The sequence below is a fragment of the Bradyrhizobium sp. 41S5 genome (assembly GCF_011516665.3).
In the GTDB taxonomy this organism is placed as follows: domain Bacteria; phylum Pseudomonadota; class Alphaproteobacteria; order Rhizobiales; family Xanthobacteraceae; genus Bradyrhizobium; species Bradyrhizobium quebecense.
On record NZ_CP083721.1, the window covers coordinates 3,061,532 to 3,083,518 of the forward strand.

Here is a 21,987-nt window from a genome sequence, read left to right on the forward strand (position 1 = left end):
AGAGTCCATGACGCTGAAGATTCTGACCATAGTTGGTGCCCGACCGCAGTTCATCAAAGCCGCGGCCGTCAGTCGCGCGATCCGGGAGACCGACGGGCTCTCGGAAGTGATGGTGCATACCGGCCAGCATTTCGATCCGAACATGTCCGACGTCTTCTTCGAAGAGCTCGACATTCCCAAGCCGCGACATCATCTCGATATCAATGGCGGCAGCCATGGCGATATGACCGGACGCATGCTGATGGCGATCGAGCCGATCCTGCTCGAGGAAAAGCCCGATTGGGTCGTCGTCTACGGCGACACCAATTCGACGCTGGCCGGTGCTCTCGCCGCGTCGAAGTTGCACATTCCGGTCGCGCATGTCGAGGCGGGACTTCGATCATTCAACCGCCGCATGCCGGAGGAGATCAACCGGGTCGTGACAGACCATCTCTCCGCTCTGCAGCTCTGTCCGACGACGACCGCGGTCACCAATCTCGCCGCTGAAGGCGTGACGGCCGGCGTACATCACGTCGGGGACGTGATGTACGATGCGACCCTGTTCGTGACCGACAAGGCAGAGAAGAGCTCGGCGATATTGACCAATCTCGGGTTGGCCTCGAAGACATATGCGCTCGCGACGATCCATCGCGCCGAGAACACCGGCGATCGGCAGCAACTTCTCGCGGTCGTGCAGTTCTTGCAGGATCAGTCGCGCAAGTTTCCGGTTGTCCTCCCGCTGCACCCACGAACCCGACAGGCTGCGTTGGCGATGGGGGTCGATCTGGACGGCTTGAAGGTCATCGATCCAGTGGGTTACCTCGATATGGCGAAGCTTCTGCACAACGCCCTCGAAGTCTATACGGACTCGGGAGGGGTACAGAAGGAGGCCTATTTCCATCGTGTGCCGTGCATCACGTTGCGTGACGAGACCGAGTGGACGGAGACCATCGCGCACGGGTGGAACCGGCTCTGGAAGCAGTCGTCGCAAGCGGTTCGGCGCGATATCGACGAATATGGGACTGGTCGCGCCGCCTACCATGTTGCGCGCCTGTTGAGCTCAGGCGGTCCGCGCTAGCCTTGCCGTCGGGAGAGGCCTCCAGCGCGGCTTCCAGGGTTGTGGCTTTGCCGCTATGGCGCTATCAGAGGCCCAGTTAGATGGTTTTCAGGCCGATTATCCGTAACAACCCCGTACGAGTGATGAAATGAATTCCGAATTGATCGCGAAGCTCAACGAGAGAACGGCCAAGATCGGCATCGTCGGTTTGGGCTATGTCGGCCTGCCTCTGATGCTTCGCTATTGCGAGGTCGGCTACAAGGTGATCGGCTTTGATATCGACCAGACCAAGGTCGACGCGCTTCGCGCCGGCCGCTCCTATATCGAGCATATCTCGAGCGCCAGCATCAAGAATGCGACGGAGCTTGGGTTCGAGCCGACGACCGATTTCTCGCGCGCCCGCGAGGTCGATGCGCTTATCCTTTGCGTTCCGACGCCGCTCAATAAGTATCGCGAGCCCGATCTCAGCTTCGTGCTGAACACCACGGAGTCGCTGCTGCCGTATCTCCACCAGGGAATGGTGTTGTCGCTCGAAAGCACGACCTATCCCGGTACGACGGAGGAGGAGCTGAAGCCGCGCATCGAAAAGTGCGGCTTCACCGTCGGCAAGGACGTATTTCTCGTCTTCTCGCCGGAACGCGAAGATCCCGGCAACCAGAATTTCACGACGCGTTCCATCCCGAAGGTCTGCGGCGGCTGCACGCCGGCATGTCTCGAGGCCGGCGTCGCGCTCTATAGTCAGGTGATCGACAAGGTCGTCCCGGTGAGCTCGACGCAGGCCGCCGAACTGACCAAGCTCCTGGAGAATATCCACCGCTCGGTGAACATCGGTCTCGTCAATGAGATGAAGATGGTTGCCGACAAGATGGGGATCGACATTCACGAGGTGATCCGCGCGGCGGCAACCAAGCCGTTCGGGTTCGTTCCGTACTACCCTGGTCCCGGCATCGGCGGTCATTGCATTCCGATCGACCCGTTCTACCTGACTTGGAAGGCGCGGGAATTCGGCATGCACACGCGCTTCATCGAACTCGCCGGAGAGATCAATTCCTCGATGCCGGACTACGTAGTGTCGAAGATCTCGCTGGCTCTCAATCAGAGGCACAAGTCGATCAGCGGCAGCTCGATCCTGGTTCTCGGCATCGCCTACAAGAAGAATGTCGACGACGTTCGCGAATCTCCGTCGGTGGCGTTGATGGAGCGGCTTCGTGATCTCGGCGCCAAGGTGTCCTACAGCGATCCGCACGTCCCCTCGTTCCCGAAGATGCGGGCGCATTCGTTCGATCTGTCGAGTGTCGCGCTCACCGAGGACAATCTGCGGCAATTCGATTGCGTCCTGCTTGCCACCGACCACGACAAGTTCGATTATCAACTGCTCGGCGCGCATGCGCCGCTGCTGGTCGATTGTCGCGGAAAGTTTCCTCAGCCGGCGGACAATATCATTCGCGCCTAGGCGATCTCGCAGGCGCGCTCCGGCTGCCATTCGCCCAGAACCGAAGCACTAGGCGGCCTCAGCACCTGGTCGATGGTCGCTCACTGCGACTGTCGACGCTGCCGTCTGGTCGAAGGCCGACCGCGGTGCAATGTACCAGAGCAGGAAGAGCAGCCCGGTGCCGTTCGTGAGCAGGGCTGTCGAAAGCGGCACGTTGAGAAGAACTTGCGGAAGAAGTCCGGCGGATAGCAGCACGAATTGCGGCGGCAACCCGGACGAGAGGCGATTGCCGAGAGCAATGATCAGGCCGCAGCCCAGCGCGGACACCGGGGCGAGCACGAGGCCGACCGAAGCGACGCCTTCGGTGGCAAACAGCGAAGCATTGAAAGCACCGAGATCGTAGGACCTGGCCATGACGGCCCATATCGGCTCGTCGTAGGCGCACGCGACCACGAGCTTCAACGCATTGATCTGGCAGAAATGGGTCAGCGGATGTGCCGAGAAGTAGTTGTTGTAGATCTCGAGGGCGAGCGACGGGATCGCAACCATCCTGGTGTTGACGGTGCCGAAATAGATCAGTCCGGGCTTGAGCGGAAACAGGTCGGTCTTGACCAGAACGAACAGGATCGTGCCAATCAGCACAGGCAGGAAAAACGACAGGATCGTTGCAACCCTGACCTCGGCCAGCTTGCAGACGAGCGCGAGAAAAAGCAGCCAGACCGGCGCAAACAGCGCCATCTTGGTCAGCATGATTGGGTAGATCAGGAGCATCAGTACGAGCGCGATCCCTGCTTGCCAGAACCGCTTGCTGGTGACGAAGCAGGCAAAGGCGAGCGGCAACAGGGCGTTTGAGACGATCCAGACCGCATATCGCAGGATGCCCGGCAACGCGACCTCCGCGCGATATTTGTACATCTCGTTGAGATCGACCAGCTTGAGGTTGTAGAGGGCTCCGATGCCGATGATCGCGGCCGAGGCGATCAGGATGACGCAAGGCATCATGTAGAAGGCGCGTGCCGGCATGACGACAGCCTGCCGCATCGGCGAGTTGATAAACAGCGTTGGGACAAGGAAGGCGAACGCCGACAGCACGATCGAGATGAGCGCCAGGCGGTGATCGTAGTCGAGCAGTGAGAACTCGATCAGCCAGAGATATCCCAGGACCATGATGTAGAAGTAGAAGCCGACGAGATAGCCGAAGCTGAAGCGGCTGATTGCGAACAGGAAGACGACGGGACTGAACACCAGAACGTTCAGGATTGCAGATGTCAGGTGCGATTTGTCGAAGCCGATGACGCCCGGAAAGGAATCTGTGATCGTGATGCAGTACAGCGAAATGCAGCAAATCGCGACGTGGGCATAGGCGAGCAGGGCAAGTTTGGCTTGGCGCCAGCCCAAATCCGGCCCGAGCTGCATGACGCGATGGTTCATTCTCATTTGCCGCCGTACCGGGCTCCGCGTTTGGCCTGTCTCGTTGGTGATCGTCGTATTCGGCCAGGCTGGGTACGAATAATCGCCACACGATGACGCCTCCTGGGTCCAACGACATGGCACGGCGCCGCTGGAACGACAAGGATAGGCTGGCGCTTCATGCCGCTTTTCCTGCCCGGTGATGCAGGGGCGGCGTTGCCTTGAGCAACAAATCCGCCGCGGGTCGTGCTGTCCGATCGGGGCAAGGCCTTGCCTTATCCCGAGTTTTCTGGGTAATGGACGCTATGCTGCGGCTCGCAAGGCCGCTTGTTCCCTCGGCTCTTCGACTGGCTGCAATGGCTGGTCACGAGACAAGACAGGGCCTGTTGCATGATCAGATTTGGCCTGCTCGGGTGCGGGCGTATCGCCAAGCGCCATTCCGATCTCCTGGGTGGCAATCACATCGCGGGAGCGAGCCTGGTTGCAGTCTGCGATCCGCTTCGTGCGCGTGCCGATGCGATTGCCGGGAAGTTCGCCGTTCCCGCCCATTACGACATGGACGAGTTCCTGGCGCGCAAGGATATCGACGCCGTTGCCGTGCTGACGCCTAGCGGGCTGCATCCGGCGCATGTGATCGCCTGCGCCCGGGCCGGCAAGCACGTCGTGGTCGAGAAGCCGATGGCGCTGCGGTTGCAGGATGCCGACGACATGATCCGGGCCTGCGACGAGGCCGGCATCAAGATGTTCATCGTCAAGCAGAACCGCTTCAACGTGCCGGTCGTCAAGGCGCGCGAGGCGCTCGATGCCGGGCGCTTCGGCAAGCTCATCCTGGGGACGGTCCGGGTGCGCTGGTGCCGCGACCAGGCCTATTACGACCAGGACGATTGGCGCGGCACCTGGGCCTATGACGGCGGCGTGCTGACCAATCAGGCGAGCCACCATGTCGATATGCTGGAGTGGTTCTTCGGCGACGTGGTGAGCGTGCATGCGCGCGCGACGACGGCGCTCGCCAACATCGAAACCGAGGACACCGCCGTCGCGACGCTGAAGTTCCGCAACGGCGCACTCGGGATCATCGAGGCGACCACCGCGGCGCGGCCGACCGATCTCGAAGGCTCGCTGTCGATCCTGGGCGAAAAGGGCACGGTCGAGATCTCCGGTTTCGCGGTCAACCAGATCCGGCACTGGCGCTTTGTCAATGAGCTGCCGTCGGACAAGGACGTCGTGGAGAAGTTCTCGGTCAACCCGCCCAACGTCTACGGCTTCGGCCATCAGGCTTACTATCATCATGTGGTCGATTGCCTGGAGAACCAGCGCGCGGCGCTGGTCGACGGGCTCGAGGGCCGCAAGAGCCTGGAGCTGATCTCGGCCCTCTATGAGTCGATCGAAACCGGAGAGGAAGTTGCGCTGCGCTTCACGCCGCGGTTGAGCCGGCTGGGTGTCGTTTCGTGAATCGGCCGGAAGTGCATCAGGCCAGCGTGCGCGATGTCGCGTTCGGCGAACGCGTCAAGATCGTCGAGCCCTGCAATCTCTATGGCTGCAAGCTGGGCGACGACTGCTTCATCGGGCCCTTCACCGAAATCCAGAAGGGCGTGGTGGTCGGAGCACGCAGCCGCGTGCAATCGCATGCCTTCGTCTGCGAGCTCGTCACCATCGGCGAGGACTGCTTCGTCGGGCACGGCGTGATGTTCGTCAACGACACGTTCTCCACCGGCGGCCCGGCGCGAGGCCGCAAGGAGCTGTGGCGCGAGACGGTGATCGGCAATCGGGTGTCGATCGGCTCCAACGCCACGATCATGCCGGTCAGGATCGCCGACGACGTCGTCATCGGCGCAGGGTCTGTCGTGACCAAGGACATCACGATATCAGGCACCTACGCCGGCAATCCGGCGCGCCGGCTGCTGGCGAGCCAATAGGGGAATATCGATGCCGGTGCCGTTTGCCGACCTGCAACTGCAATACCAGTCCATCAAGGGCGAGATCGATGCCGCGATCGCCGGCGTGATCCGCGACAACGCCTTCATCCGCGGCAGCTATGTCGACGCCTTCGAGCGCGAATTCGCCGCGGCCGCGGAGGTCGCTCACTGCGTATCCTGCGCCAACGGCACCGATGCGCTTTACCTCGCCATGCGCGCGCTGAAGGTGAAGCCGGGCGACGAGGTGATCACGACGGCGCATTCCTGGATATCGACGGCGGCGATGATCACCCATTCCGGCGCCACCGTCGTGTTCTGCGACACCGACGACGCGACGTTCACGATCGATCCGGCTGCGATCGAGGCCGCGATCACGCCGCGCACGGTCGGCATCATCCCGGTGCATCTGTACGGCCAGCCAGCGGACATGGACACCATCATGGCGATCGCGCGGAAGCACAAGCTCTGGGTGATCGAGGATTGCGCTCAGGCCCATCTCGCGCGCTACAAGGGCCGCATGGTCGGAACGTTCGGCGAGGCCGCGACCTATTCATTCTATCCCGGCAAGAATCTCGGCGCGATGGGTGATGCCGGGGCGGTCGTCACCAATGATGCTGCGCTCGCCCAGCAGATGGCGATGCTGGCGCGCCATGGCGGGCTGGTGAAGCACCAGCACCACATCGAGGGTGTCAACAGCCGGCTCGACGGCATGCAGGCTGCGATCCTCTCGGCCAAGCTGCCGCATCTCACCGCATGGACCGAAGCCCGGCAGGCTGCAGCCGAGGTCTACGACGCCGGCCTCAACCAGATCGAGGATGTCGTGGTGCCCGAAGTGGCGCCGGCGCGCAGCCACGTCTACCACCTCTACACGATCCGGCATCCGCGCCGCGATGCGCTCGCCGCGCATCTGAACGCCAATGGCGTGCAGACCGCGATCAACTACCCCACCGCGCTGCCGTTCCTGCCGGCCTATGCTCGGTTTGGCCACCGGGCGGAGCAATTCCCCAACGCTCATCGCGATCAGGGCCAGATTCTCTCGCTGCCGATCTTCGCCGAGATCACGCGCCAGCAGCAGGATGAGGTGATCGACCTGGTTCGGAAGTTCTGATCGTAGCCTCGCGCTGAGTGCAGGGCTCAGCTTCGCTGCAGCAGCGGCTTCAGGAACGCTTCCAGATTGGGGCCTGAGAACAGGTAGCCCCTCACGCCCGCTGCGCGTGCGGCCTCGAGATCGGTCGGCTGATCACCGACCAGAAAGCTTCGTTCGACATCGACCGGAAAGCGCTCCAGGAGATCGGTGATCATGCCCGGCGACGGCTTGCGCCGGTGGCTGACCTGCCGATATCGCTCCACGGTCCCTTCCGGGTGGAACGGGCAATACTCAAAGGCGTCGATGTGTGCGCCGATCTTGCCGAACTCGGCGGCCATCCAGTCGTGGAGCTCCTGGACGTGCGCCTCCTCATAGAGGCCTCTTGCCACGCCTGACTGGTTGGTCACGACGAACGCAAGATAGCCCATGTCGTTGACGGCCTTCACCGCCTCGCGCGCGCCTTCGATCCAGATCAGCCTGTGGCTCTCGAACAGATAGCCGATGTCGTGGTTCAGGACGCCGTCCCGATCGAAGAAGACCGCCGGCCGTCGCGGCTCACTTTCGGAAGCGCTGCTCATGAGGTGATGATCCCGTCTCCACGAGGCATGAGCCAGCTCAATAGTTCACAATGCCGCGCGCGACAATGTGGACCGAGGATGCCCCCGGGTGGCCTCAAGGCTATCGCTCGTCCGCAATCACCTTGCCATCGTTCGGCAGCGAGCCTGCGCCGACCAGCTCGACGGCGCCGCCGAGTTTTGTCACGGCACGCAGCGTCGCCGCAACTTCATTCAACAGGGTATCCGGCGCCGAAGCACATTCGGCTTTCAGCGTCATCGCGTCGGCCTCGCCGGCGCGGGTGACGACGAGGCGCAGCCGTCCGAGTTCGGGATGGCGCTTGCCTATCTCGGCGATTTGCTCGGGGCGCACGAACATGCCCTTGACCTTTGTGGTCTGGTCGGCGCGGCCCATCCAGCCCTTGATGCGCATGTTGGTGCGTCCGCACGGGCTCGCACCGGGCAGGGCGGCGGTCAGGTCGCCGAGCGCGAGGCGGATCCATGGATGATGCGGATCGAGCGAGGTCACCACGATCTCGCCGACGTCACTGGGCGCAACGGGATCGCCGGTGCCGGGCTTGACGATCTCCAGGATCAGATCCTCATTGACCGTCATTCCCTCGCGCGCCGGCGTCTCGAACGCGATCAGGCCGAGATCGGCCGTGCCGAACGCCTGGTAGGCCTCGACGCCGCGCGACTTCATCTCCTCCTGCAACGATTTCGGAAAGGCGGCGCCCGAGACCAGGGCGCGCTTGATCGAGGACACGTCGCGGCCGCCCGCTGCGGCGGCGTCGAGCAGGATCTTCAGGAAATCGGGCGTGCCGCTATAGCCGACCGGGCGATAGGCCTCGATCAGCTCGAATTGCTGCTCGGTATTCCCGGGGCCGGCCGGGATCACCGCGCAGCCGAGCGCCCGCGCGGAGGCGTCGAAGATGAAGCCGCCGGGGGTGAGGTGATAGCTGAAGGTGTTGAGAACCACGTCCCCTTCGCGAAAGCCGGCCGCAAACAGCGCCCTCGCGCCGCGCCAGGGGTCCGCCTGGCGACCTTCGGGCTCGAAGATCGGTCCGGGCGAGGTGAACAGCCGGGCGAACGAGCCGGGCTTGTCGGCCACGAAGCCGCCGAAGGGCGGGGCGGCCTTGTGCAGGGCCGGCAGTTCCGATTTGCGCAACACCGGCAGCCCCGCCAGCGCCTGCCGACTGCTGATGGAGGCGGGATCGGTGCCTCTCAGCAGGTTGGCATAGGCGGGCGCCGCCATCGCCCTGCGCAGCACATCCGGCAGCCGGGCGAACAGGGCGGTCTCGCGCTCGGCCGGATCGCGCGTTTCAAGGGCATCGTAATGGTCGGTCATGGCAGGTCCTTGAGAGGATTTGCGCAGGTGGCGTGTCGGTCCGCCCGTGCTATCAAACGTTGACCGCTGACATTGGGACGGTTCCAGGGAGCACGATGGCTGAGGCAGAGAGCGTTGCGGCGGACGGGGCCGCCGACGTCGTCGCGAGGTTGAAGCGCCGCATCATCGACCACGCCTTGCCGCTGTGGTCGACGGTCGGCTGGGACGGCACGGCCGGCGGCTTTGTCGACCGGCTGCATCAGGATGGGACAGCCGACAACGCCGCGCCGCGCCGCCTGCTTGTGCAGGCGCGCCAGATCTATTGCTACGCCAAGGCGGCCCAGATGGGCTGGTATCCCGAAGGCCGCGCGATCGCGCTGAAGGGGCTGGAATATTTGCTGGCCAAGGCCAAGGCGCCGGATGGCCGGCCGGGCTTCGTGTTCAGCCTGACGCCGGACGGCGGCGTGCATGACCCGCTGCGCGACACCTACGGCCATGCCTTCGTGCTGCTCGCGCTGGCGACCGCCTACGGCCTCGACCAGGACGCCCAGATTCGCGCCGAGATCGACGCGCTGCTGTCGTTCCTCGACACCCAGCTGCGCTCGCCCCATGGCGGTTTCCAGGAAGGCCTGCCGCCCTCGATGCCGCGCCGGCAGAACCCGCAGATGCATCTGTTCGAGGCGATGATCGCCTGCTTCGACGCGACGCATGATTTGTCGTTCCAGAACCGCGCCGGCGATTTCTTCGCGCTGTTCCTGGCCAATCTCTACGACAAGCAGACCCACACCCTCGGCGAATATTTCGAGGAGGACTGGTCGAGGATTCCGCCGGTCAGCGTCGAGCCCGGGCACCTCGCGGAATGGGTCTGGCTGCTGAAGGGATTTGAACGGATCACCGGCTGCCCCACCGGACGCCCGCGCAGCGAGCTCCTGGCCTCTGCGCTGCGCTATCGCGACGCGACCGGCTGCCTGATCGACGAGGGCGATACTGAGGGCAATATCCGTCGCCACAGCAGGCGGCTGTGGCCGCAGAGCGAGCTGGCGAAGGCCTGGATCGCGCAGGCGGAGTCGGGCGAAGCCGGCGCTGCGGATGAGGCCCGCGCGGCGCTGGTGCTGCTGGAACGGCACTATCTCAGCCATCCCGTGGCCGGCGGCTGGTACGACCAGTTCGACCGCGACGGAAATTCGCTGGTCGCCACGATCCCGGCGTCGTCGTTCTACCATGTGCTCTGTGCGGTCACTGAGGCCGAGCAGGTGCTCGGATAGAACCGCCTTCCTGGTCTGACGCGTTTTCTGCACACGCAACTCCGCCCGAAAACGCTCGATACCCTCACAGCCAGCGCTTGCGCCGCTTGAAGCTCTTCAGGTTCTTGAAGCTCTTGCGCTGGTCGCCGGCGCCGCCGAGATAGAATTCCTTGACGTCCTCGTTGTCGCGCAGCTCGTCGGCGGAGCCGTCGAGCACCACCTTGCCCTGTTCCATGATGTAGCCATGGCTCGCGACCGACAGCGCGGCGCGGGCGTTCTGCTCGACCAGCAGGATCGTGACCCCGAGGTCGCGGTTGATCTCCTTGATGATCGCGAACACTTCCTTGACCAGCAGCGGCGACAGCCCCATCGAGGGCTCGTCCATCAGGATCACCTTCGGGCGCGCCATCAGCGCGCGGCCGATCGCGAGCATCTGCTGCTCGCCGCCAGACAGATAGCCGGCGAGACCCGTTCGCTCCTTCAGCCGCGGGAAATATTTGAATACCATGTCGATATCGGCCGAGACCTCGCGGTCACGCCGGGTGAAGGCGCCGAGTCGCAGATTCTCCAGCGACGTCATGTCGGCGACGATGCGGCGGCCTTCCATCACCTGGAAGATGCCGCGGCGGACGATCTTGTCGGGATCGATGCCGTTGATGCGCTGGCCCTCGAACAGGATCTCGCCGCGGGTGACTTCGCCGTCCTCGGTCTTGAGCAGGCCGGAGATCGCCTTCAGCGTGGTCGACTTGCCGGCGCCGTTGGCGCCGAGCAGCGCCACGATCGCGCCCTTCGGCACCTCGAGGCTGAGGCCGCGCAGCACCAGGATGACGTCGTCATAGACGACCTCGATGTTGTTAATGCTGAGCAGTGGCGGCGGCGGGACTGCCGTCGGCACCGGGCGGGTCGCTTCGAGGGTTTCGTTCATGGTCTCGATCACTCTCCACGGTCGTCACCCGCGTTTCGTGCGCAACTGCGCACTGGAGCGGGTGACCCAGTATTCCAGAGACGCCGGCGATCAATCGAGAGGCCGCGGCGTACTGGATCCCCCGCTTTCGCGAGGGATGACGATTGTTGTCGAGGCTGCGCTGGTGGCAGCCTCACGACCTCACCAGCCAAACCATTCCGGCTTGCGCGGCAGTTCGACGGTCTTCACCTTTTCGAGCTTGATCGTGCCCTTGCCCATCAGGTCGTTGATGTCGCCATCGGTCGCGCCGGAAACCTTGGCGCGATAGAGGTCGACCTTCGTCGTCGGGCGATGATCTTTCTCGGTCCAGGTCGAGGGATTGCAGACCCCCTCCATGCCGGCCGGCACCCAGTCCTTCTTCTGGTAGAAGCCTTTGGCGACGTTCTCACCGGTGGCGCCGCCGTTCTTGGCGGCCCAATCCAGCGCTTCCTTCATGTAGAGCGCGCTGCAGACGCCGGCGATGTAGTGCACCGGGCGATAGACCTTGCCCGATGGATCGGACATCTTGGAAATCTCCATCACCGTCTTCATGCCGGGCGCATTGCCGCCCCAGCCGACCGCCGTGCGCAGCGGGAAGATCACGCCGTCGGCGGCATCGCCTGCGGTCTTGGCGGCATTCTCGTCCATGCCCCACACGTTGCTGAGGAACTGGACGTCGACGCCGGCGGTCTTGCAGGCCTTCATGACCGAGATGTTGGAAGCAGCAGTATTGCCGAGATAGGCGTAATTGGCGCCGGAGCTCTTCAGGCTCAGGCACTGCGCCGAGTAGTCGCCGGGCGACAGCGCGAACACCAGCGGCGGCAGCACCTCGAAGCCGAGTTCGGTCGCGAGCGCCTCACCGGCCGCCTTCGGCGCGTTCGGATAGGGATGGTTGGCGCCCATATGGACGAATTTGGGCTTGCCGGGTTTGCCCTTCGCCTTCCAGTCCTCGGCCGCCCAGGTCAGCTCGGCGCGCAGCGCATCCGAGTAGCTCGGGCCGTAGAAGAAATTGTACGGCGCGGGCTTGGCCTTGCCGCTGGTGCCCTCGGGATCGGTCAGCGCGGCGGCGTAGGAGCCCGACATGTCGGGGATCTTGTCCTGGGCGAGGAAGCCGGTCAGCGCCTCGGTGTCCGCCGTGCCCCAACCCATGATCGCCGCGACCTTGGCGTCGGATGCCGACCACTTCTTGTACAGCGCGATCGCGCGCGGCACCTGGTAGCCATAGTCGTTGCTGTCGACATTGAGCTGCTTGCCGCCGACGCCGCCGTTCTTGTTGACCCAGGCGAAGGTATCGGCGACGCCCTGGCCGTAGGGCGTGCCGACGTCGGAGGTGCCGCCCGAGAGGTCCTGCAGATGGCCGATGGCGATCTGCGCCTGCGCGGTGGCGGCCGCGCTGCCGATCAGCAGCGCAAGGGAGACCGAGCTCAAAAGGGATCTAATCGTCATTGGTTGTTTCCTCCTGCTTTTATTCGTTGAACCGAATTTGAGTTGCTTCAAGCGTCAGTGCGAGAACGGATACAGCTTCCAGTAGGCCTTGATCTGCCGCCAGCGATGCGCGAGGCCGTCAGGCTCGAACATCAGGAAGCCGATGATGATCAGGCCGATCGCGATCTCGCGCAGGAAGGTGATGTTGTTGTTGAGCTGCAGCGCCTTGTCGATGGCGCTGCCCTTCAGCCAGGCGCTTAGCCATTCCATCGATTCCGGCAACAGCACGACGAAGGCCGTGCCCATCAGCGTGCCCATCACCGAGCCGGTGCCGCCGATGATGACCATCGCGAGGAACAGCACCGAGCGCTCGATGCCGAAGCCTTCCTGGGACACCACGAGCTGATAGTGCGCGTAGAGCGCGCCGGCGATGCCGGCAAAGAAGGCGGCAAGTCCGAACGACAGCGTCCGGTACTTGGTCAGGTTGATGCCCATGATCTCGGCGGAGAGATAGTGATCGCGGATCGCGACCAGCGCGCGGCCGTCGCGGGTGCGCATCAAATTGGTGACCAGCAGATAGCTGATCACCATGTAGGCGAGCACGACGTAGAAATACTGCCGGTCGCCGCGCAGCGTGTAGCCGAAGATCGAGAACGGATTGGCGCTGGCTGGCACCGAGCCGCCCGAGAACCAGTCGGCGCGCGAGAAGAAGTCGAGCAGGATGTACTGCGCGGCGAGCGTTGCGATGACAAGGTAGAGCCCCTTCAGCCGTGCCGCCGGCACGCCGAACACCAGGCCGACCAGCGCCGTGATCACGCCGGCGAGGGGAATCGCGAAGAACACCGGGATCGGTGCGTTGTTGGAGATGTAGGCCGAGGTGAAGGCGCCGAACAGGAAGAACGCGGCGTGGCCGATCGAGATCTGGCCGGTGAAGCCGACCAGCACGTTGAGGCCGAGCGCTGCGATCGCGAAGATGCCGATCTGGATCGCGATCGAGAGCAGGTAGTTGGACAGCAGCATCGGCGCGAAGCAGGCGAGCGCGATGCCCAGAATCGCGAAGTTGCGGCTGGTCGCGGTCGGGAAGATCGTGGTGTCGGCCGCGTAGCTGGTGCGGAAATCGCCCGACGGGATGAGGGTGCTCGTTGCCATTGATCAGACCCGCTCGATGTCTTTGGTGCCGAACAGCCCGTACGGCTTGATCATCAGGATGATGATCAGGACGTAGAACGGCGCAATCTCGTAGAGATTACCCCAGTGCAGATACTCGCTGTCGACATATTGGGCGACGTTTTCCAGGAGCCCGATGATGATGCCGCCGAGCACGGCGCCGCCGACCGAGTCGAGCCCGCCGAGGATCGCGGCCGGAAACACCTTGATGCCGTAGGCGGAGAGGCCGGACGACACGCCGTTGACCACGGCGACCACGACGCCGGCGACTGCCGAAACGGTGGCCGAGATCGCCCACGCCATCGCAAACACGCTCTTCACGGAGATGCCGAGCGACTGTGCGACCTGTTGGTTGAAGGCGGTGGCGCGCATCGCAAGGCCGTACTTGGAGGCGCGGAAGAACCAGGCCATGCCGACCATCATGGCGAGCGAGACCACGAGGCTCATCACATAGACGGTCTGGATCTGCAGTCCGAACAGGCTGACCGACTGGCTCTGGAATATCTGCGGGAACGGCTGCGGGTTGACGCCGAAGATCCATTTCAGCGCCGCCTGGAACACGGTCGAGAGGCCGATCGTCACCATGATCACGGAAATGATCGGCTCGCCGATCATCGGCCGCAGGATCACGACCTGGATCGCGATGCCGAAGATGAACATGAACACCAGCGTGATCGGCATGCCCACCCAGAACGGCACCTGGTACTTCGTCAGCAGCGCCCAGCACACCCAGGCGCCGACCAGCAGCAATTCGCCCTGCGCGAAGTTGACGACCTGCGTCGCCTTGTAGATCAGCACGAACGACATCGCGACCACGCCGTAGAGCGTGCCGACCACGAGGCCATTGACGATCAGCTGGATCAGGAACTGGATGTTCATGTGCTACACTGAACCGTTCGCCTCGCCCCGCTTGCGGGGAGAGGCCGGCGCGCGCCGAGCGATGCGAAGCATCGTCCGGAGCGCGACGGGTGAGGGGGAGCTTCCGCATGCGCGGTGCCGATGAGTCCAAGATCAAACGCGCAAGGAGGTTGCGAACCGCTTCGACAGATGCCGAAGGAACGCTTTGGTACCGCCTTCGTGCCCGCAGGTTGAATGGCCACAAGTTTGTAAGACAGGAACCGATTGGACCATACACCGTCGATTTTATCTGTCGCGAACGCCGTCTCGTGATTGAAGTGGACGGCGGGCAACACGCCGACAGTCAACCCGATGCTGTTCGCGACAAATGGCTCGTCGACCACAATTATCGTGTTCTGCGGTTTTGGAACAACGAGGTCTCCGGCAATTTGGCCGGTGTCCTCGAAACGATTGTCACCGCCCTCGGGGAGACTCCCCCTCACCCGGATCGCTGACGCGATCCGACCTCTCCCCGCAAGCGGGGCGAGGTGAAAGCTAGTGGGTTTCGCTGGGTAAGTCATTCCGCGGCCTCCGCGATCACAGCGCGGCCGAGATCGACGACCTCGAGCGTGGTGCGGACGCGCTGCGTGGTGCCGTCCTGGAAGCGGATCACGGTGTCGACGGGGATGTTGGCCTTGCCGCGGTAGATCGCCTCGATGATATCGGCGTATTTCTCGTTGATGACGCCGCGGCGGACCTTTCGGGTCCGCGTCAGCTCGCCGTCGTCGGCATCGAGCTCCTTGTAGAGCAGCAGGAAGCGCGAGATGCGTTGCGCCGGCGGCAAGGTGGCGTTGACCGTCTCGACCTCTTTCTTCAACAGCGCGTAGACCTCGGGCCGCGAGGACAGGTCGGTATAGGTCGTGAACGAGATCCGGTTCTTCTCCGCCCATTTCGAGATGATCGAGTAGCGGATGCAGATCATCGCGGCCAGCGCGTCGCGGCCGGCGCCGAGCACGACCGCCTCGGCGACATAGGGCGAGAACTTCAGCTTGTTCTCGATAAATTGCGGCGAGAAGCGCTCGCCACGCGAAGTTTCGGCGAGGTCCTTGATGCGGTCGATCACAACAAGCTGCCGGTTGTCGTTGTAGTACCCGGCGTCGCCCGAGTGCATCCAGCCGTCCTTGATGTCGGCGACCGATGCTTCGGGGTTCTTGTAGTAGCCGTGGAACATGTTGGGGTGCCGCACCACGATCTCGCCGACGCCGTTGACGTCGGCATTGTCGATGCGGATCTCGATGTTATCGGCCATCGGAACGCCGGTGGTATCGGGATCGACCTTGCCTTCGGGATGCAGCGTGTAGGCGCCGAGCAGCTCGGTCTGGCCGTACAGCGTGCGCAGCGGCACGCCCATCGCCTGGAAGAACTTGAAGGTATCCGGCCCGAGCGCCGCGCCGCCGGTTGCCGCCGAGCGCAGCCGCGTGAAGCCGAGCCGGTCGCGCAGCGCACGGAACAAGAGCTGGTCGGCGAAGACAGAGCGCTTGCCGTCGGCGAGCGCCGCAAGCCCGGTCTTCATGCCGAGATCGTAGAGCCGCTGCTTGAACGGTGAGGCATCCATCACGCCGGCGCGGACGTCGGCCGCGATCGATTCCCAGACCCGCGGCGCGAACAGCACGAAGGTCGGCGCGATCTCGCGGAAGTCGTTCATCATCGTGTCGGGCTCTTCGACGAAGTTGACCTTCATCCGGGAGAGCAGCGCTTTGCCCAGCGCGTAGATCTGCTCCATGATCCAGGGCAGCGGCAGCACCGAGACATACTCGTCGTCCGGTCCCTTCGGATCGAAGGCGAGATAGGTCGCGCAGTGCCGCAGCACGCGCCCGGCCGAGAGCATCGCAAGCTTCGGATTGGCTGTCGTGCCCGAGGTCGTGCAGAGGATCGCGACGTCCTCGCCGCGTGTGGCATCGACCAGCCGCTCGTACAGCCCGGGCTCGCGCGCGGCGCGGTCGCGGCCCAGTGCGACGAGCTTGCTCGCCTCCATCAGCCGCGGATCGTCGTATTTCCGCATGCCGCGCGGGTCGGAATAGACGATGTGCTTGAGATTGGGCACGCGGTCGGCAAGGCCGAGCAGCTTGTCGACCTGTTCCTCGTCCTCGGCGAAGACCAGCTTGGCCTCGCCATAGGTCAGGAGATAGGAAGCTTCCTCGTCCAGCACGTCGCGGTAGAGTCCGAGGCTCATGGCACCGATCGCATGGCTGGCGATCTCGGCCGCGACCCAGTCCGGCCGGTTGTCGCCGATGATGCCGATCACGTCGCCGCGGCTGAGGCCGAGCTCGACCATGCCGAGCGCGAAATCATGGGTCCGGGTCTGGTAGTCGCTCCAGGTGAATTCGCGCCACAGCCCAAGATCCTTCTCGCGCAGCGCGATCTCGCTGCCGTGTTCCCTGGCGTTGAGACGCAGCATCTTGGGAAAGGTGTCGGCCTGCGCGGCGCGACCGGCATAGTCCATCATGCCGCGCTCTCCCGCACCGCCGGCTTGTCGTCGGGATCGACCAGCACCTCGTCCTCTTCGCCAAGATAGGCGCGCTTGACGTGGGGGTCGGCGAGCACGGCCGCCGGATCGCCCTCGGCGATCTTGCGGCCGAAGTCGAGCACCATGACGCGGTGGGAGATGTCCATCACGACACCCATGTCGTGCTCGATCATCATCACCGTCATGCCGAACTCTTCGTTGAGATCGACGATGTAGCGCGCCATGTCCTCCTTCTCTTCGAAGTTCATGCCGGCCATCGGTTCGTCGAGCAGGATCAGCTGCGGCTCCAGCGCCATCGCGCGGGCGAGCTCGACGCGCTTGCGCAAGCCGTAGGGCAGGGTGCCGGCGGTCGCCTTGCGCACCGACTGCAGATCGAGGAAGTCGATGATCTCCTCGACCTTGCGGCGGTGCTCCAGCTCCTCGCGGCGCGCGCCGGTCAGCCAGTACAGCGATCCCGTGATGAAGTTGTTCTTCAGCAGGTGATGGCGGCCGACCATGATGTTGTCGAGCACGCTCATATGGTGGAACAGCGCGAGATTCTGGAAGGTCCGGCCGATGCCGAGGCGGGGCCGCGCGTTCGGGTTAAGGCCGGTGATATCCTGGCCGCGATAGAACAGCTGGCCTTCGGTCGGCCGGTAGCGGCCGGAGATGCAGTTGACGATCGAGGTCTTGCCGGCACCGTTCGGGCCGATGATGGAGAACAGCTCGCCCTCGTTGACGCCGAAGCTGACTTCGGTCAGCGCGCGGACGCCGCCAAAGCGCAAAGAGACTCCGCGCACCTCGAGACTGTTAGCCACCCTGTTCCCTCCAGATACGGGCGCTTTGGCGCGCTCTTTATCTTCGCTTCGATCTGACTTCGATCTTACATGGGCCGCCGGAGGGAGACCATCCGACTAATGAAGCCGGCGTTCGGGAGCATCGCTCGCCCCGACCGCCTGCGTCATGCGCGGTAACGCCGCACCCCGCCTGCAAGCCCGTCTCTCGCGTCGTCCGCGGTCAGCGGTCCATCAAGGCGCTGCACGCGGCGTTAGGCGAGGTGGCTCTGAATACGAGAAAGCGATAGGTTGAATTGTCATGTGCCCGACAATTGGTCAGGAATTTTCGCTGGCATTGCAGGAAGCGGGTTCCTGGCTTCGCGCACGGCGTTGCTGCGGTGCAATATCGTGTCAGTATCTTGGGGTGGGATGCCGTCGCTAGAATGATTGCTGCTGATTACCTCAAGCGCATCGCGGCCTGGTCGCGCGAACTGAGCGAGCAAGAGATCGAAATCGCGCGCGCCGGCATTTCCGAGAAGTCCTACCGCGCCAACGAATTCATCTTCATGCGCGGCGACAATTTCCAGTACTGGACCGGCATCGTCACAGGGCTGGCGCGGATGGGCATCGTCTCGCGCGGTGGCAAGGCCGCGAGCTTCGCCGGCCTCACTGCCGGCGCCTGGTTCGGCGAGGGCACCGTGCTCAAGAACGAGCTGCGGCGCTACGACGTAGTCGCGCTGCGCGACACGCGCCTGGCGATGATGGACCGCCGGACATTCGTCTGGCTGTTCGAGAACAGCGTCGGCTTCAACCGTTTCCTGGTCGGACAGCTCAACGAGCGGCTCGGCCAATTCATCGCACTGCTCGAATATGGCCGCACGCTGGACGCCACCGCGCGGCTGGCGCGCTCGATCGCCTCGCTGTTCAATCCGATTCTCTACCCCGAGCTCACCTTGCACCTGGAGATCACCCAGGAGGAGATCGGGGCGCTGTCGGGTATCTCCCGGCAGAACGCCAATCAGTGCCTGAAACGGCTCGAGCGCGAGGGCCTGCTGCGGCTCGAATATGGCGGGGTGACGATCATCGAGCTCGACCGCCTACGCCATTACGGGGAGTGACCGGCTCGGGGCCGAACGACGTCACTTTTCGAGGCTCTAATGTCCTGATTTCAAACGATTAAGCCATTAGACTTGAAGCAGGCCGGATGCTACAGACCGGCCTCGTCGGGACCGCGCGGTTTTCGCGCTCTCTGGAGATGACATGGCGGTTAAGGATTCGGCGGCTCAGGACTCAAAGCGGCGCGTTGCGCTGATCACCGGCATCACCGGGCAGGACGGCGCGTACCTCGCCGAATATCTGCTCGGCCTCGGCTATACCGTGCACGGGATCAAGCGCCGGTCGTCCTCGTTCAACACGGCACGCGTCGACCATCTCTACCAGGATCCGCACGCCGGCAACGTGCCGTTCCTGATGCACTACGGCGACATGACCGATTCGACCAATCTGATCCGGCTGGTGCAGCAGATCCGGCCGACCGAGATCTACAACCTCGCCGCCCAGAGCCACGTCCAGGTCAGTTTCGAGAGCGCGGAATACACCGCCAACGCCGACGCCATCGGCGTGCTGCGCCTGCTTGAGGCGATCCGCATCCTCGGCATGGAAAGGGAGACCCGGTTCTACCAGGCCTCGACCTCGGAGCTGTACGGGCTCGTGCAAGAGGTGCCGCAGAAGGAGACCACGCCGTTCTATCCGCGTTCGCCCTATGGCGTCGCCAAGCTATACGGCTACTGGATCACGGTGAACTACCGTGAGGCCTACGGCATGTTCGCCAGCAACGGCATCCTGTTCAACCACGAGAGCCCGATCCGCGGCGAGACCTTCGTGACGCGCAAGATCACCCGCGCCGTCGCCCGCATCGAGGTCGGCCTGGAGACCAAGCTCTATCTCGGCAATCTCGATGCCAAGCGCGACTGGGGCCACGCCCGCGACTATGTCGAGGGCATGCACAAGATCCTGCTGGCGGACGAGCCCGGCGACTTCGTGCTCGCGACCGGCGAGACGCGCTCGGTCCGCGAATTCGTCGAGCTGGCCTTTGCGGAGGTCGGCCGCAGCATCGAATGGCGCGGCAAGGGCGTCGAAGAGGTCGGCGTCGACAAGGCGACCGGCAACACCCTGGTTCAGATCGACCCGGTCTATTTCCGTCCGACCGAGGTCGATCTTCTGATCGGCGACGCCAGCAAGGCGCGCGCCAAGCTCGGCTGGGCGCCGAAGACGCCGTTCGCGCAACTGGTGAAGGAAATGGTTGCCAGCGATCTCGTCGAGGCCAGGCAGGATGCGGCCAATGGCAAGCGCGGCGTTTGAACTGAAGGGCAAGACGGTTTTCGTCGCCGGCCATCGCGGCATGGTCGGCTCGGCGCTGATGCGCCGGCTGGCGCGCGAACAGGCCGATCTGCTGACGGTGTCGCGCGGAGAGGTCGATTTGCGCGACCAGGCCGCGGTCAATGCCTGGTTTGCCGCAAAACGGCCGCAGGCGGTGTTCCTCGCCGCCGCCAAGGTCGGCGGCATCGTCGCCAACAACACGCTGCGGGCGGAATTCCTCTACGACAATCTGGCGATCTCTACCAATGTGATCCAGACGGCCCACGCCAATGGATGCGAGAAGCTGATGTTCTTCGGCTCGTCCTGCATCTATCCGCGCCTGGCGCCGCAGCCGCTGCGCGAGGATTCGATGCTGACCGGCCCGCTGGAGCCGACCAATGAGCCCTATGCCATCGCCAAGATCGCCGGCATCAAGATGGCCGAGGCCTATCGCAGCCAGTATGGCGCCGACTTCATCAGCGTGATGCCGACCAATCTCTACGGTCCCGGCGACAATTATCATCCCGAATACAGCCACGTCGTCGCGGCGCTGATCCGCCGTTTCCACGAGGCCAAGGTCTCGGGTGCAGGCAATGTCGTGGTGTGGGGCACCGGCACGCCGCGCCGCGAATTCCTCTATGTCGACGATCTCGCCGACGCCTGTATCCACCTGATGAAGACCTATTCCTCTCCGGAGCTGGTCAATATCGGCACCGGCGAAGACATCACCATCGCCGAATTCGCCCGCGTCGTTGCGGCCACGGTCGGCTATCGCGGTGATATCAGTTTCGACACCTCGCGTCCCGACGGCACGCCGCGCAAGCTGCTCGACGTCAGCCGGCTCGCCAAGCTCGGGTGGCGCGCCGCGACTTCGCTCGAGGAGGGCATCAAACTCGCCTACCAGGCCTATCTAAACGAGACCAAGCAGGCGGCGGAATAGTCGTTGGATCGTTCCAAGTCGTCATTGCGAGGAGCGAAGCGACGAAGCAAGCCATCTTCTCGTCACGTCCCGAAATGGATTGCTTCGCTGCGCTCGCAATGACGGGGGCGAATGTTAGCGCGCCGTCGCGCGTGGCGGAGCTTTCGCCAGCGCCGTCGCCATCGCCGAGATCAGCGGCTTCATGAAGAACGCATCGTTCGCCGGGTAGATGTCGGTGGATAGGCCGTAGGTCTTCAATTCGTCCGACACCACGGGCCCGACGGAGGCGATCGGGGTCTGCTTCAGGCCCTCGCGCAATTGCGCTTCGCACCGATGCGCCTGCGCCACCTCGAGCAGGCGGCGAACCTGGCCCGAACTGGTCAGCGCGATCGCATCGATGCGGCCCTGCGCCATTTCCTCGATCGCGGTCACGATGTTCGCATCTGCGGCTTGTGCATCGTAGACATAGGGCAGCACCGTATCGACTTCGGCACCCTGCGCCTTGATTGCGCCGATCAGGGTGGCGTGGTCCTTGTCCGGATAGAGCTGGAGGCCGAGCCGATGACCGCTCAGGTCGAGCTTCGACAGCATCTCGGCGACGCCTTCCGAGGTCGGCTTCTCCGTCGTCATTTGCGGCTCCAGGGCGATCTCGCGCAGGGCGCGGCCGGGCTTGGGGCCGCGGGCGAATTTGCGTGTGTTGCCGAGGCTCGTGACAAACTCCGCCTCGACCCCGATCCGGCGTGCCACCTTCATCAGCCGGCGCAGGCCTTCGCCGGTCATCAGCACGAGGTCGTCGAGCGGCCGCTCGATGGCGCGGCGAATCCAGGCCTCGATCGGCGCCGGATCCGGCGCGTCGTGGATGGTGAACATCGGGCATTGCAGCACGTCGGCGCCCTGCTCGGCGAGCAGGCGGGAAAACTGCGCCTCCTCGCGCGTCTCGAGGATCAGGATGCGGTAGCCGTTCAGCCGGTCAGCCATGATGGTCCCTAACAAACATTGTCGTCATTTGTTCGATTTGACCCCCGCGCCGGGATTGGCGCAAGGCCGCCT

General features: G+C 63.8%; 20 protein-coding genes. 10 read left to right on the forward strand and 10 right to left on the reverse strand.

Annotated features, from left to right (window positions below):
* The first annotated feature begins 7 nt into the window (after positions 1 to 7).
* Positions 8 to 1,057 (forward strand): non-hydrolyzing UDP-N-acetylglucosamine 2-epimerase, encoded by a 1,050-nt coding sequence (wecB, locus tag HAP47_RS14370; protein ID WP_173637675.1) that lies wholly within the window; start codon positions 8 to 10, stop codon positions 1,055 to 1,057.
* Positions 1,058 to 1,184: 127 nt separating this feature from the next.
* Positions 1,185 to 2,489, forward strand: coding sequence for a nucleotide sugar dehydrogenase (locus tag HAP47_RS14375; protein WP_173637674.1), 1,305 nt, complete (start codon positions 1,185 to 1,187; stop codon positions 2,487 to 2,489).
* Positions 2,490 to 2,537: 48 nt separating this feature from the next.
* On the opposite strand, the gene HAP47_RS14380 is transcribed toward HAP47_RS14375, so the two are convergent.
* A complete protein-coding gene (locus tag HAP47_RS14380) occupies positions 2,538 to 3,899 on the reverse strand; it encodes a hypothetical protein (protein ID WP_173637673.1) in 1,362 nt (453 codons plus the stop codon).
* A 369-nt stretch (positions 3,900 to 4,268) separates the two neighbouring features.
* On the opposite strand from HAP47_RS14380, the gene HAP47_RS14385 reads away from it, so the two are divergent.
* Genes HAP47_RS14385 through HAP47_RS14395 form a run of 3 tightly spaced genes read left to right on the forward strand, consistent with a single transcriptional unit; the run spans position 4,269 to position 6,902 of the window.
* The gene (locus HAP47_RS14385) at positions 4,269 to 5,330 is read left to right on the forward strand and encodes a Gfo/Idh/MocA family protein (protein WP_173637672.1); all 1,062 of its coding nucleotides are present in this window, start codon (positions 4,269 to 4,271) and stop codon (positions 5,328 to 5,330) included.
* On the forward strand, positions 5,327 to 5,794 hold the full coding sequence (locus tag HAP47_RS14390; RefSeq protein ID WP_173637671.1) for an acyltransferase: 468 nt from the start codon (positions 5,327 to 5,329) through the stop codon (positions 5,792 to 5,794). Before HAP47_RS14385 ends, HAP47_RS14390 begins: the two co-directional genes overlap by 4 nt.
* A gap of 10 nt (positions 5,795 to 5,804) precedes the next feature.
* Positions 5,805 to 6,902 carry a DegT/DnrJ/EryC1/StrS family aminotransferase gene (locus HAP47_RS14395; protein WP_173637670.1) on the forward strand — a complete coding sequence of 366 codons (1,098 nt, stop codon included), beginning with the start codon at positions 5,805 to 5,807 and terminating at the stop codon, positions 6,900 to 6,902.
* Positions 6,903 to 6,928: 26 nt separating this feature from the next.
* Here the strand turns inward: HAP47_RS14395 and HAP47_RS14400 are convergent, their stop codons facing one another.
* The gene (locus tag HAP47_RS14400; RefSeq protein ID WP_173637669.1) at positions 6,929 to 7,459 is read right to left on the reverse strand and encodes an HAD family hydrolase; all 531 of its coding nucleotides are present in this window, start codon (positions 7,457 to 7,459) and stop codon (positions 6,929 to 6,931) included.
* A gap of 100 nt (positions 7,460 to 7,559) precedes the next feature.
* Positions 7,560 to 8,783 (reverse strand): phenylacetate--CoA ligase family protein, encoded by a 1,224-nt coding sequence (locus tag HAP47_RS14405; RefSeq protein ID WP_173637668.1) that lies wholly within the window; start codon positions 8,781 to 8,783, stop codon positions 7,560 to 7,562.
* Between the two features lie 95 nt (positions 8,784 to 8,878).
* Here HAP47_RS14405 and HAP47_RS14410 point away from each other — a divergent pair, with 95 nt between their 5' ends.
* Positions 8,879 to 10,027 (forward strand): AGE family epimerase/isomerase, encoded by a 1,149-nt coding sequence (locus HAP47_RS14410; protein ID WP_173637667.1) that lies wholly within the window; start codon positions 8,879 to 8,881, stop codon positions 10,025 to 10,027.
* 64 nt (positions 10,028 to 10,091) lie between these two features.
* Here the strand turns inward: HAP47_RS14410 and HAP47_RS14415 are convergent, their stop codons facing one another.
* From HAP47_RS14415 to HAP47_RS14430, 4 genes are all read right to left on the reverse strand, one after another.
* On the reverse strand, positions 10,092 to 10,931 hold the full coding sequence (locus HAP47_RS14415; RefSeq protein ID WP_173637666.1) for an ABC transporter ATP-binding protein: 840 nt from the start codon (positions 10,929 to 10,931) through the stop codon (positions 10,092 to 10,094).
* 180 nt (positions 10,932 to 11,111) lie between these two features.
* A complete protein-coding gene (locus HAP47_RS14420; protein WP_173637665.1) occupies positions 11,112 to 12,395 on the reverse strand; it encodes an ABC transporter substrate-binding protein in 1,284 nt (427 codons plus the stop codon).
* A gap of 54 nt (positions 12,396 to 12,449) precedes the next feature.
* Entirely contained in the window at positions 12,450 to 13,523 is a 1,074-nt protein-coding gene (locus HAP47_RS14425; protein WP_173637664.1) for a branched-chain amino acid ABC transporter permease, read from the reverse strand.
* Positions 13,524 to 13,526: 3 nt separating this feature from the next.
* Positions 13,527 to 14,420: a branched-chain amino acid ABC transporter permease gene (locus tag HAP47_RS14430; RefSeq protein WP_092115511.1), complete on the reverse strand. Its 894-nt coding sequence runs from the start codon at positions 14,418 to 14,420 to the stop codon at positions 13,527 to 13,529.
* A 107-nt stretch (positions 14,421 to 14,527) separates the two neighbouring features.
* Between HAP47_RS14430 and HAP47_RS14435 the strand changes: the two genes are divergently transcribed.
* Positions 14,528 to 14,893 (forward strand): endonuclease domain-containing protein, encoded by a 366-nt coding sequence (locus HAP47_RS14435; RefSeq protein WP_173637663.1) that lies wholly within the window; start codon positions 14,528 to 14,530, stop codon positions 14,891 to 14,893.
* A gap of 62 nt (positions 14,894 to 14,955) precedes the next feature.
* On the opposite strand, the gene HAP47_RS14440 is transcribed toward HAP47_RS14435, so the two are convergent.
* Both HAP47_RS14440 and HAP47_RS14445 read right to left on the reverse strand, forming a co-directional pair.
* Entirely contained in the window at positions 14,956 to 16,884 is a 1,929-nt protein-coding gene (locus tag HAP47_RS14440) for a long-chain fatty acid--CoA ligase (protein WP_173637662.1), read from the reverse strand.
* Positions 16,881 to 17,702 carry an ABC transporter ATP-binding protein gene (locus HAP47_RS14445; RefSeq protein ID WP_173637661.1) on the reverse strand — a complete coding sequence of 274 codons (822 nt, stop codon included), beginning with the start codon at positions 17,700 to 17,702 and terminating at the stop codon, positions 16,881 to 16,883. Before HAP47_RS14445 ends, HAP47_RS14440 begins: the two co-directional genes overlap by 4 nt.
* Positions 17,703 to 18,103: 401 nt before the next feature.
* Between HAP47_RS14445 and HAP47_RS14450 the strand changes: the two genes are divergently transcribed.
* From HAP47_RS14450 to fcl, 3 genes are all read left to right on the forward strand, one after another.
* The gene (locus HAP47_RS14450; RefSeq protein ID WP_092115508.1) at positions 18,104 to 18,778 is read left to right on the forward strand and encodes a Crp/Fnr family transcriptional regulator; all 675 of its coding nucleotides are present in this window, start codon (positions 18,104 to 18,106) and stop codon (positions 18,776 to 18,778) included.
* A gap of 142 nt (positions 18,779 to 18,920) precedes the next feature.
* On the forward strand, positions 18,921 to 20,021 hold the full coding sequence (gmd, locus tag HAP47_RS14455) for a GDP-mannose 4,6-dehydratase (protein WP_173637660.1): 1,101 nt from the start codon (positions 18,921 to 18,923) through the stop codon (positions 20,019 to 20,021).
* Entirely contained in the window at positions 19,993 to 20,958 is a 966-nt protein-coding gene (fcl, locus tag HAP47_RS14460) for a GDP-L-fucose synthase (protein ID WP_371821780.1), read from the forward strand. The genes gmd and fcl overlap by 29 nt, the downstream gene beginning before the upstream one ends.
* Positions 20,959 to 21,072: 114 nt before the next feature.
* Here the strand turns inward: fcl and HAP47_RS14465 are convergent, their stop codons facing one another.
* Positions 21,073 to 21,915, reverse strand: coding sequence for a uroporphyrinogen-III synthase (locus HAP47_RS14465; RefSeq protein WP_173637659.1), 843 nt, complete (start codon positions 21,913 to 21,915; stop codon positions 21,073 to 21,075).
* Between the last annotated feature and the right edge of the window lie 72 nt (positions 21,916 to 21,987).

Bases quoted from the DNA above. Each gene is read 5' to 3' on its own strand.
- HAP47_RS14420 (WP_173637665.1), bottom strand. From the start codon at position 12,395: ATGACGATTAGATCCCTTTTGAGCTCGGTCTCCCTTGCGCTGCTGATC.
- HAP47_RS14405 (WP_173637668.1), bottom strand. From the start codon at position 8,783: ATGACCGACCATTACGATGCCCTTGAAACGCGCGATCCGGCCGAGCGC.
- HAP47_RS14450 (WP_092115508.1), top strand. From the start codon at position 18,104: ATGATTGCTGCTGATTACCTCAAGCGCATCGCGGCCTGGTCGCGCGAA.
- wecB (WP_173637675.1), top strand. From the start codon at position 8: ATGACGCTGAAGATTCTGACCATAGTTGGTGCCCGACCGCAGTTCATC.
- HAP47_RS14430 (WP_092115511.1), bottom strand. From the start codon at position 14,420: ATGAACATCCAGTTCCTGATCCAGCTGATCGTCAATGGCCTCGTGGTC.
- HAP47_RS14395 (WP_173637670.1), top strand. From the start codon at position 5,805: ATGCCGGTGCCGTTTGCCGACCTGCAACTGCAATACCAGTCCATCAAG.
- HAP47_RS14400 (WP_173637669.1), bottom strand. From the start codon at position 7,459: ATGAGCAGCGCTTCCGAAAGTGAGCCGCGACGGCCGGCGGTCTTCTTC.
- gmd (WP_173637660.1), top strand. From the start codon at position 18,921: ATGGCGGTTAAGGATTCGGCGGCTCAGGACTCAAAGCGGCGCGTTGCG.
- HAP47_RS14385 (WP_173637672.1), top strand. From the start codon at position 4,269: ATGATCAGATTTGGCCTGCTCGGGTGCGGGCGTATCGCCAAGCGCCAT.
- fcl (WP_371821780.1), top strand. From the start codon at position 19,993: ATGCGGCCAATGGCAAGCGCGGCGTTTGAACTGAAGGGCAAGACGGTT.
- HAP47_RS14465 (WP_173637659.1), bottom strand. From the start codon at position 21,915: ATGGCTGACCGGCTGAACGGCTACCGCATCCTGATCCTCGAGACGCGC.
- HAP47_RS14440 (WP_173637662.1), bottom strand. From the start codon at position 16,884: ATGATGGACTATGCCGGTCGCGCCGCGCAGGCCGACACCTTTCCCAAG.
- HAP47_RS14415 (WP_173637666.1), bottom strand. From the start codon at position 10,931: ATGAACGAAACCCTCGAAGCGACCCGCCCGGTGCCGACGGCAGTCCCG.
- HAP47_RS14380 (WP_173637673.1), bottom strand. From the start codon at position 3,899: ATGAACCATCGCGTCATGCAGCTCGGGCCGGATTTGGGCTGGCGCCAA.
- HAP47_RS14425 (WP_173637664.1), bottom strand. From the start codon at position 13,523: ATGGCAACGAGCACCCTCATCCCGTCGGGCGATTTCCGCACCAGCTAC.
- HAP47_RS14435 (WP_173637663.1), top strand. From the start codon at position 14,528: ATGCGCGGTGCCGATGAGTCCAAGATCAAACGCGCAAGGAGGTTGCGA.
- HAP47_RS14375 (WP_173637674.1), top strand. From the start codon at position 1,185: ATGAATTCCGAATTGATCGCGAAGCTCAACGAGAGAACGGCCAAGATC.
- HAP47_RS14410 (WP_173637667.1), top strand. From the start codon at position 8,879: ATGGCTGAGGCAGAGAGCGTTGCGGCGGACGGGGCCGCCGACGTCGTC.